Raw genomic sequence first — 10030 nt, 5'->3', positions numbered from 1 at the left:
GGCGTCTTTGTCCACGAGTTCGGTCCGCTGCGGTACCCGCACCAACGACTTCGGTCCGTTGTCGCGAGTTCGGCCCATCTGTGGACCGAACTCGCGACAACGGACCGAAGTGAAGAGGCTCAGTCCATCAAGAGACCGAACGAGCCCGCCGGGAGGGCCGTCAGGAGCCCGGCACGCCTCCGACCTTCTCGCCCGGCTGGTACTCGCCGTCCTGGACCTTCGCCCAGAACTCGCCGGTCTTCGTGTCGTCCAGCAGCACGGCGGAGGCGCCGGTGGGCGTCCGGTAGCCGATCGTGGCGATCGGCGGGGTGCCGGTCACGCCGTCGTCGCCGTTGGCGGTCCGGAAGGCCAGGCCGAGCATCGCGATGTCGATGATGCCGCTGTCGGTGTCGGTCACCACGGCCGCCAGGCCGGCGTCGGCGAGGCCCACCTGGTTCACCGGGTTGAGCAGCACCGCGGGGTCCGCGACCTTCTTGCCGATCTGCGCGATGACCTGCTGCTGACGCTCGGCGCGGCCGATGTCGCCCTTCGGGTCGGCGTAGCGCATCCGGGAGAACGCCAGCGCCGTCTTGCCGTCCGCGACGTGGCAGCCCTTGGTCCACTTGAGCTTCGACTTCACGTCGTGCACGTCGTAGTCGAGGCACAGCCGCACGCCGCCGACGGCGTCCACGACGCCCGAGACGCCGCCGAAGCCGACCTCGACGTAGTGGTCCACGGTGAGCCCGGTGAGCGTCTCGACGGCCTTGACCAGCATCGGCGCGCCGCCGTAGGAGTATGCGGCGTTGATCTTGTTGCTCCCCGAGCCGTCGGGCATCTCCGCCCAGGTGTCGCGCGGGATCGAGATGAGCGCCACCGGCCCCGACCGCGGCTTGTGCAGCAGCATGATCGTGTCCGTGCGGGCACCCGACGTGGAGTCGTCGATGCCGCCGCTGCCGCGTGCGTCCGAACCCGCGAGGAGGTACGTCGTACCGGGCGTTCCCTCGGCGCCCGACAGCGCCTCGACGTGCTGGATCTTGCCGTTGGCCCAGATCAGGAGGCCGATCGGCCAGGCGAGCACGGCCAGCAGCACCAGCACCGCGATGACGCCGGCCACGCGGCCCTTGCGGATGCGGATGTTGCCGCCGCCACGGCCGCGACCGCCCGAGGCGAGCGCACCGGCGGGGTAGTTCCCGCCACGGCCGCCGCCACCGCCGGCGGCGGGACGCGGCGCGCTGCGTACCGGCGTCGGACGGACGGGGCCTGCGCTCGCGCGGACCGGTCGGCCCGGCGGGATGGACTGCGGGGGCTGACCGCCGCCCCCCGGCGGCACCGCCCGCGGCGGGATGGACCGGGGCGGGGCCCCGGCCTCGTTCCGCGCGGGCATCCCCGACCGCCGCGGCGGGACGGGCGGGGGAGTGTTGCGCTGGCCGGACACCGGTACCTCCCGGGAGGACTGTCTACGGATTCGTGGTTCGCTACGGCCCCCGTCGGAGCCTTCCGGCCGTCCGATGCGGTGAGCACCCCCGACGCCGGGGATCCCGACGCCTGGCGTCTCCGCGTTCGCGGGGCCGCCCTTGCTCGGCGCCGCGCCCGGGAGGGTCCGCGGACGCTCGCCCGTGTCACCCACCGGGATGGCGTCGTCCGCGCCCGGCCGCCCGCTCGCGCCCTGGGGCGTGAAGCTGGGCGGTATCCGGACGCGCGTCACGTCGTCGTCGGCCTCGCGGGCCGAACGGTTCGACGTCCTGGGATCTGACATGGCTAACCGCAGACCTTGGTGGTGTCAGCGCCGGTGAAGGCCTCTTCGCCGGCCTGCTTGATCACGGTGGACGACGGCGCGGGCTCGGGCGTGCCGGCCCCGGCGTCCGTGCCCGTCTCCGTGCCCGTCTCCGTGTCGTTCTCGCCCGCGGCGCCCTCGCCGTCCGTGCCGCCCGCGGACGGGGACGCCGACGGCGATGCCGACGCCGCGGCCGGGTCGTAGTCCAGGGGCCGGTCGTGCTTGACGTTGTCCCACAGGGTCGTGGCCTCGTCCGTCCACACCACGTTCGCCGCGTTGTTCGGGTCGTACACGTTGGGGACGGTCATGAACGTGATCGTGTCAGGCCGTACGTTGCGCATCGAGTAGGCCAACCCGGCGAGTCCGTCGATGCTGGCCAGCTCCTCGTTCATGGTGAGGGAGCCCGTCACCGCGTTGAGGAACCCGAGCGTCTTGGAGGGGTTGGTCAGCACCTCCTGGCTCAGCACCTTGCGGGCGAGCGACGCCATGACCTCCTGCTGCCGGCCGATGCGGCCCAGGTCGGACCCGTCGCCGAGGCCCTGGCCGGTCCGGGCGCGGGCGTAGTCGAGTGCCTTCACACCCTTGAGGAGGTGCGTACCGGGCTCCAGGGACAGGTGGTTGGCCTTCTCCGAGTAGATGGCCTCCTCGACGCACACCTCGACCCCGCCCACGGCGTCGATCATCGAGGAGAAGCCGGCGAAGTCGACCACGATGAAACCGTCCATGAAGACGCCGGTGAGCGACTCGATCGTCTTGACGGTGCACAGGGCGCCGTCGGCGACCCCGCCACCGGCCTGCACGCCCTGGGAGAACGCGGCGTTGAACTTGGTGCCGTACAGCTCGGCGGTGGTCGCTCCCTCCTCGGTGGTGCACGAGGGGACGTCCACGGTCGAGTCGCGCGGGATCGAGACCATCTCGACCCGGGAGCGGTCGCCCGAGATGTGCATGACCAGCGTGGTGTCCGAGCGGGCGCCCATCTCCCCGCCGCCGGCGAGGCCGCCGTTGTCGCCGTCGCGCGAGTCGCTGCCCATGACCACGATGTTCAGGGGCGTCCCCGCGTTCGGGTCCTTCGGCAGCACCACCTCGGGGCGGTCCGAGCCCAGCGCCGTCATCCCGGCGGTGTCGATGTTTCCCGTCAGCCGGGTCACGGCCGTCGCGCCGCCGACCACGCCGAACACGAGCACCCCGACGAGGACCAGGCCGACCGTGCGGGCGGCGCCGCCCGACGCGTTCAGCACGCGGGCATGCGACGGCCCCTTGGTGGGATTCGTCGCACCCGGGGCGCTGAGGTCAGGAAATGTCACGGCCATTGATCCTAGGGGTTGGGTGTTGCACGGCGGCGCACCGCCGGGGGGCGGACCGTAGAGGGTTCGTGGAGAAGCCTTCTAACCGCGCCGCCACTCGGCCTGCTCGCTGCTCAGCAGCCGGGTTCGGCGTGATTCGTCCCCGTCCAGCTCCGTCGCGGTGGCCGCCGACACGAGGACGGCGGAGCCGCCGCCCGCCCAGATCCCCAGCAGGTCGCGCAGCACGTCCGCCACGGCCCCGCGCCCGTCCACGACCACGCGGGCGCCGTCCCCGGCCTCGGGGACCAGCTCCTTGTGCCCGACGGCGCCCGCCGCGGTCACCAGTGCCTCCCGGTCCGGGTCGACCTCCTGCACCCAGCCGATCACGTCGCCGTACGTCATCACGGCCGACGCCGCGTCGATCGCGCCGGCCGGCAGGTCGCCGTCGTACCGCCGGGCGAGCGCGGGCAGGGAGACGACGACGAGGTCGGCCCCGGCGTCCGCCCAGCGGTCCGGGGCGTCGGTGACCACGACGTCCGGGTCGGTCCCGGCGTCGGGCAGCGCCACCGTCGCGCCCGTGCGCCAGGCGGCCAGCGCCCACACGGCCGTGCGCCAGTGCACCGGCAGGTCGACGACGACGCCGGTACCGGGGGCGGCGTCGAACTCCTCGACGAGGAGGTTGACGGTCTTGCTCGCCCAGTTGGCCAGGACGGCGCCGGACAGCTCAACCCGTTCACCGTCGTCGCCGTACCAGGTGAGGCGCGGGCGGCCGCCGTCTGCGGCGAGGCGGGCCAGGAGCGAGGCGACGTCGGGCACAGGGCCGCCGCTGCGGGACGCGATCTGCATGCGGCCACCCTACGAGGGCTCCGGGCGTGTCGACGCGCCGGAGGGTGAAAAGACTGGGGAGGGGTGAGACGTACGCCACGACCTGCGGAAGGACTCGTGAATTACTCGTGGAACGGCCGGGCGATAGCACAATTCCGCTTGACGACTCCAGGCGACACGCGTGTAATTCCATGTATGCAGTTTTCGTAGCGCATACGCAACGGGGCCTGGAAGCTGCAGGTCCGGCGAGGCCCCGGAGCACGGAACACGGCATGAAGGGGCACGTCATGTGGAACATTCTGGAATCGGACGTGGAGTTCCCGACTGACGCCGAGAACAAGCCGGCGCCGGTGGCCCCGGTGCTCCCGCTCTTCGGCGAGCTGTTCGAGCTGACCGAGCCGGACGAGTCGCTGCTCGGCTGGCAGGAGCGCGCCCTGTGCGCGCAGACCGACCCTGAGGCCTTCTTCCCGGAGAAGGGCGGGTCCACCCGCGAGGCGAAGAAGGTCTGCTCCGGCTGCGAGGTCCGGGCGGAGTGTCTCGACTACGCCCTGGAGAACGACGAGCGGTTCGGTATCTGGGGCGGCCTCTCGGAGCGCGAGCGCCGCAAGCTCAAGCGGCGGGCTGTCTAGGAGCTGATCCTCGGGCTGGTGGGCCTGGTGGGCCTGGTGGGCCTGGTGGTCCTGGTGGGCGCCCTGGCTGCTTGGACGCCCTGGGTGGCTGGGCTCCCTCATTCGGTCCGTTGCACCGCTCCGGACGCCGTCTTCGGTCCGTTGCCGCCAGATCGGTCCATCGCCGGACCGATGTCGAGGCGACCGGCCGAACTCGTAGGGCTGCCAGGTGCAGGGGACCGATGTCATCGGCCTGGCGCCTGGTGCCTGCAGCCTCGCGCCGCAGCCCGCAGCCCGCAGCCCGCAGCCCGCAGCCCGCAGGTGGCGTCGGCAGCTGGCGCCGGCAGCCCGCAGCCCGCACCTGACGCCCGCACCTGACGCCCCCGGTGGAGCGGTTCCTCCTGCCGCCGGCCGCAAGTGCACCAGGCCCTGCGCCCGTACAGGTGCGGAGCCCGCCTGATGTCGGCGCCGACCCGGCCGTGCACCCGCGCAGACCTGGACCCGCGTCCGGCGCGTCTGCGGCGTGTCGGCGGCGACGCGCCGCATGATGTGAAGCGAGATGAGCGCTCCACGTACCGACAGCCTGTCGGCTCCCAGCCCCGACCGTGGCCCCGACGAGGCCGCGGCAGCGCCGGTGTGGGCCAAGGTCCCGGCGCGGACCGCCGCCCCTGCGCCGGTGGCCGTCACGGTGACGGCCGTCGTCGTGACACGCGGCAGCAGCCCCTACCTCGGTGCCACGCTGGCCGCGCTGCGCGCGCAGTCCCGCACGCCGGACGACGTGGTGGTGGTCGACGTCGACACCGCCCCGGCCACGTCGGGCCACCAGGACCTGCAGCTCGGCGGCGCGCGGTACGTGGCGGGTGCCGGCGCCCGCACCTTCGGTGAGGCGGTCGAGGCGGCGCTGGCCGCGACCGGCGCCCCCGAGCACGGCTGGCTGTGGCTGCTGCACGACGACTCCGCCCCCGCGCCCGGTGCGCTCGCCGCGCTGACCCGCGCCGTCGAGCACTCGAACGTCGTGGCCGTCGCGGGCTGCAAGCAGCGCCGGTGGGAGACGGGGCCGGACGGTGCCCCGCTCGACCCCGGACTCTCCGACCGCGGGGTGCTCGTCGAGGTGGGGCACACGGTGTCGCCGCTGGGCCGCCGCATGACCGGGATCGACGACACCGAGATCGACCAGGGTCAGCACGACGCGCGCGAGGACGTGCTCGCCGTCGGGCTCGCGGGCGCGCTGGTGCGTGCCTCGGTGTGGCGTCAGGTCGGGGGTACCGACCCGGCGTACGGCCAGCTCGGTGACTCCACCGACTTCTGCCTGCGGGTGCGGCTCGCAGGGCACCGCGTCGTGGTGGTGCCCGACGCCGTGGTGCGGCACGCCCAGGTCTCCCTGCACGCTCCCGGGTCATCCGGCGCGCGCCGCCGCAGCCAGCTCTACCTGCGCCTGACGTCGGTGGCGCCCTGGATCCTGCCGTTCGCCATGCTGGCGATGGTCGGGTGGGCGCCGTTCGCCGCGGGCTACCGGCTCGCGATGAAGCGGCCCGACCGGGCCCGGGACGAGCTGCTCGCCCCGCTGTGGGCGGTCTTCCGGCTGGGGCCGCTGCTGCGGGCCCGGCGCCGGATCGCGCGGACGTCGACGGTGCCGCGGAGCGTGCTGCGCCCGCTGCTCGGCACCTGGCGCGAGGTGGCTGCGGAGCGCCGCGACCGGCGGCTCGCGCGCGGCGAGGCCCACCGCGTGGAGGATGCGCTGTCCGACCTGGAGCAGGCCGAGCTGCGGGCCCTGGCGGTCCGGCGCCGTGCCGGCCTCGCCGTGGTCGTGGTGGGCGCCCTGGGCCTGGCCGCGACGTTGTTCGGTCCCGCACTCGGTGCTCTCGCGTCCGGCGGACGGCTGGTCGGCGGGGCCCTGCTCCCGGCGGGCGGCACGACGGCGACCACCTGGTGGGCCGCCACGTCCGGCTGGGTGCGCGACGGGCTCGGCGCGGCCGCCCCGGCGGACCCCCTGCTGCTTGTGCTGTCCGGGCTCTCGGTGCTCACGGGCGGCTCCCTGCAGGACGCCGTGGACGGCGTGCTGCTGCTCGCCCTCCCGCTGGCCGCCGTGGGCGCCTGGGCCGCGGCGGGCACCGTGACCCGCTCGGTGTGGCTGCGGGTGCTGGCGGCGCTCGCGTGGACCGTCGCCCCGGCGTTCCTCGGTGCACTGGACGGCGGGCTGCTGGGCGCGGTGCTGGCGCACGCGCTGCTGCCGTGGACCGCCGTGTCGCTCGTCCGGGCCGTCGGCGTGCAGGCCGTCGACCGGCTCACACCCCCCGAGGGAGCGCCGGCGGCGCCCCGGTCGTCGCGGGCCGCCGGCTCGCTGGGTGCGGCCGGAGCGGGCGGACTGCTGCTGGCCTGCGTCGTCGCGGGCGCGCCCGCGCTGCTGCCCGCCGCCGTGCTCGTGCTCGCCGGGGCGGTGCTCGTGGCCCCGCGCCGCCGGACCTGGCTGGCCCTCACGCCGGTGCCGGCCCTCGTGGTGGGCGCGCCGCTGTGGTGGACGGCGCTGCGCGACGGCAACCGGGGACTCCTGACGGCCGAGCCGCTGGCCGGCTCGGGCGTTCCCGCGCCCGGCGATGCGTCGGGCCTGGAGCTGCTGCTCGGTCTGCCGTCCGCACCGGCGCCCTGGTTCGACGTGCCCGACGGCGGCGGCCCGGCCCTCGTCGCGCTCCGCACCGTGGTGGCGGCGGGACCCTGGGTGGCGGGCGGGCTGGTGCTGGCCCTGGCGCTGCTCGGCCTGCTGGCCGCGCTGCTGGGCATCGGCCGCCGGCGGGTCGGCCCGACGGCGCGCCGCGTCACGGGCACGACCCTGACGGGCTGGCTGGTCGCGGCGGCGGGGCTCGCGGTCGCGGTGCTCGCGCAGGGCGACGGCCGGTGGTCCGGCCCCGGGCTGTCCCTGCTGCTCCTCGGCCTCGGCGGTGCGGCCCTCGCGGGGGCGACGGCGGTCGTGGCGCAGCGCACCCGCCTGAGCGGATTCCCCGGGGCGGCGGTCCGCGTGGGGGCGACGGTGCTGGCGGTGACCGGGCTGGTGCTCCCCGTGACGCAGGCGGCCGCGTGGCTGGTCGGTTCGGGCAGCGTCGCGGCAGGCGGCCGCAGCGCGCTGCTGCACGTCTCGACCGAGCCGGTGGTGCCCGCCGTCGGACAGCAGATGCAGGCGCCGCCGCGGCAGGCGCGCGTGCTGGAGATCGGCTTCTCCCCGGAGGGCGACGGCACGGTCCGGTACGCGCTCCTGCGCGCCGACGGGTCACAGCTCGCCGATGCCGCCGTCGCGGCCCGGGCCGCCGCGGACGGTGCGTCAGACGGCGCCGCGGCCGAGGCCCTGGACGCCGCGGTCGCGGAGCTGGTGTCCGGCACGACCGACGGGGTGCCGGAGCAGCTCGCCGGCCTCGGCGTCGGTGCGGTGCAGGTGCGGTCGGGCGACGCGGCCGAGGAGCGGGACGCCGCCGTCGGCGACCTCGTGGCCACGCTCGACATGGTGCCCGGCATGAGCCGGGTGACCGAGGGGCAGGCCGTGTCGGTGTGGCGGGTGTCGCCCGCGGACGAGCCCGCGCCCGGCTGGGCCCGGCTGGCCGAGGGCGGCGTGACCCGGCAGGTGCTGGAGTCGGCCGGTACGGAGGTCCGCACGGACGTCGCGCCGGGCGGCGCGGACCGGACCGTCGTGCTCGCGGAGGCCGCGGGCTCCGGCTGGCACGCGACCCTCGACGGGCGCCGGCTCGAACCGGTGCCCCCGGAGGACACGGCGGGGAGGCAGGCGTTCGACCTCGGGCCGGACGCCGGGCACCTCGTGGTCCGCTACGAGGCACCGCACCGCACGGCCTGGCTCGTGCTCACGACGTTCACACTGGTGGTCTTCGCCCTGCTGGCCCTGCCGGTGGGACGCAGGAGGGTCCGATGACGCGCAGGACGACGAAGCGCAGGAAGCTGACCGTGCCGCCCGCGGCCCGGCGTGCGGCGGCCGCGACGGGCGCCCTGCTGTGCGCGATGGCCGTCGCCGCGCTCGCGGTGACCGACGGCACGGTCGGGCCGGGTCCGGCCGTGGCCGACCCGGGCGACGGTGCGCGTGCCGTCCCCGTGGCGGCCGCGGAGACCGGGCTGGTCTGCCCGCAGCCGGCGGAGCTGGAGCAGCCCGACGTGGGCGACGACCAGTTCAGCGCGACCCCGGTGGAGACCAGCACGTCGCTGGCCGCCGTCGCGCTGGACGGCGCCGACCCTGCGCTGACCACGCTCGACGGGGCGGAGACCGGAGACCTCACCGGCCCGCTGGAGGTCGGCGACGCCGCTGCGGTGCGTACGGGCCAGGTGCCCGACGCGCGCCTGCTGCGCGTCACCCCGGGCGGCGCGACCTACGCCACGGGCACCGTGGCGTCGGTGACGACCGACGGTGACCTGCGCGGCATGGTCGCCGGACCGTGCGCGGAGCCCGCCGTCGAGCACTGGCTCGTGGGTGGCAGCACCGCGGTCGGCTCGAGCGGGCGGCTGGTGCTGCAGAACCCCGGCCGCACCCCCGCCACCGTGGCCCTGGAGGCCTGGGGCGCCTCCGGGCCCGTGGCGCTCGGTGGCCAGGCGCTCGTCGTCGTGCCGCCGGGGGAGCAGGTCGTGACCATGCTGGAGGCCGTCGCGCCCGACCAGAGCCGGCTCGCGCTGCACGTCACCGCGGAGGGCGGGCGCGTGGGCGCGTACGTGCAGCACCACCGGATCGACGGGCTGCTGCCCGCGGGGGCGGACCTCGTCGTGGGCGGGGGCGCGCCGGCCGCGACGACCGCGGTGTCCGGGGTCGTCAGCACGGGCGAGGCCGTCGACGACCCGCACGCCCCGCGGCTCGACCTGCTGGCGCCGGGGGACCGGTCCGGCACGGCACGCCTCGCGGTGCTCGGCGCCGACGGCCCCGTCCGCCTGCGCGGCGGGGAGGAGGTGGCCCTGGAGCCCGGCAAGATCACCACCCTGCCGCTGGGCGGGCTGCCCGAGGGTGCGTACACGGTGGTCGTGGACGCGGACGTGCCGGTGGTGGCCGGCGCCGCCGTGGACCGCCGGGGCATGCCCGCACGGGACGCGGTCGTCGACGGCGACCCGTACGACCGCGCCTGGCTCCCCGGTCAGGCGGTGCCGTCCGACGGCGTCGTGGCCGACGGTGTCGTCGCCGTCCCGCAGGACGCCTCCTACGAGCTGGCGCTGGCCGGCGTGCCCGACGAGCGTGACCCGGAGCGCATCGACGACGTCGAGGGCAGCACGGAGGTCGGGCTGCGCGGCATCGGGCCGGACGGCGCCGAGGCGTGGTCGCAGACCGTCGAGGTGCCCACGGGGCAGACGGTCACGCTGGACGGTGCGGACCTGGGCGACCCCGGCGAGACGGTGGCGGTGGTCGCGGAGCAGCCCGCGGACCAGCCGGGTGTGGTCTGGTCGGTGACGCTGTCGGACGCCGGGGCGCCGTCGCTGTTCTCGGTGCTGAACCCGGCCGCGCCGCTCGCCTCGGGCGACGAGGTGCGGGTGCGGCGAGTGGACGCGGTGGGCTGACGCGGTGGGCTGACGCGGTGGGCTGACGCGGT

The 10030-nt window shown here is 75.7% G+C and carries 6 protein-coding genes; 3 read left to right on the top strand and 3 right to left on the bottom strand.

The window, feature by feature from the left end; genetic code table 11:
* Positions 1 to 160 precede the first annotated feature (160 nt).
* The 3 genes from ACIG47_RS10185 to ACIG47_RS10175 form a co-directional block, all read right to left on the bottom strand.
* Positions 161 to 1735, bottom strand: a complete 1575-nt coding sequence (locus ACIG47_RS10185) for an LCP family protein (RefSeq protein WP_397430703.1) — start codon at positions 1733 to 1735, stop codon at positions 161 to 163.
* A gap of 2 nt (positions 1736 to 1737) precedes the next feature.
* A complete protein-coding gene (locus ACIG47_RS10180) occupies positions 1738 to 3063 on the bottom strand; it encodes an LCP family protein (RefSeq protein WP_397430702.1) in 1326 nt (441 codons plus the stop codon).
* A 75-nt stretch (positions 3064 to 3138) separates the two neighbouring features.
* Positions 3139 to 3882: a TIGR03089 family protein gene (locus tag ACIG47_RS10175; RefSeq protein WP_397430701.1), complete on the bottom strand. Its 744-nt coding sequence runs from the start codon at positions 3880 to 3882 to the stop codon at positions 3139 to 3141.
* A gap of 266 nt (positions 3883 to 4148) precedes the next feature.
* Here ACIG47_RS10175 and ACIG47_RS10170 point away from each other — a divergent pair, with 266 nt between their 5' ends.
* The 3 genes from ACIG47_RS10170 (at position 4149) to ACIG47_RS10160 (ending at position 9998) form a co-directional block, all read left to right on the top strand.
* A complete protein-coding gene (locus ACIG47_RS10170) occupies positions 4149 to 4490 on the top strand; it encodes a WhiB family transcriptional regulator (protein WP_397418474.1) in 342 nt (113 codons plus the stop codon).
* A 538-nt stretch (positions 4491 to 5028) separates the two neighbouring features.
* Positions 5029 to 8382 (top strand): glycosyltransferase family 2 protein, encoded by a 3354-nt coding sequence (locus ACIG47_RS10165; RefSeq protein WP_397430700.1) that lies wholly within the window; start codon positions 5029 to 5031, stop codon positions 8380 to 8382.
* Entirely contained in the window at positions 8379 to 9998 is a 1620-nt protein-coding gene (locus tag ACIG47_RS10160; protein ID WP_397430699.1) for a DUF5719 family protein, read from the top strand. The genes ACIG47_RS10165 and ACIG47_RS10160 overlap by 4 nt, the downstream gene beginning before the upstream one ends.
* Positions 9999 to 10030 lie beyond the last annotated feature (32 nt).

It is taken from the genome of Promicromonospora sp. NPDC052451 (assembly GCF_044547525.1).
Classification (GTDB): Bacteria; Actinomycetota; Actinomycetes; order Actinomycetales; family Cellulomonadaceae; genus Promicromonospora.
This window is presented reverse-complemented; position numbering and strand designations above follow the sequence as displayed.

Excerpts from the sequence above, each read along its gene's own strand:
- ACIG47_RS10175 (WP_397430701.1), bottom strand. The coding sequence starts at position 3,882 with ATGCAGATCGCGTCCCGCAGCGGCGGCCCTGTGCCCGACGTCGCCTCG.
- ACIG47_RS10165 (WP_397430700.1), top strand. The coding sequence starts at position 5,029 with ATGAGCGCTCCACGTACCGACAGCCTGTCGGCTCCCAGCCCCGACCGT.
- ACIG47_RS10170 (WP_397418474.1), top strand. The coding sequence starts at position 4,149 with ATGTGGAACATTCTGGAATCGGACGTGGAGTTCCCGACTGACGCCGAG.
- ACIG47_RS10185 (WP_397430703.1), bottom strand. The coding sequence starts at position 1,735 with ATGTCAGATCCCAGGACGTCGAACCGTTCGGCCCGCGAGGCCGACGAC.
- ACIG47_RS10180 (WP_397430702.1), bottom strand. The coding sequence starts at position 3,063 with ATGGCCGTGACATTTCCTGACCTCAGCGCCCCGGGTGCGACGAATCCC.
- ACIG47_RS10160 (WP_397430699.1), top strand. The coding sequence starts at position 8,379 with ATGACGCGCAGGACGACGAAGCGCAGGAAGCTGACCGTGCCGCCCGCG.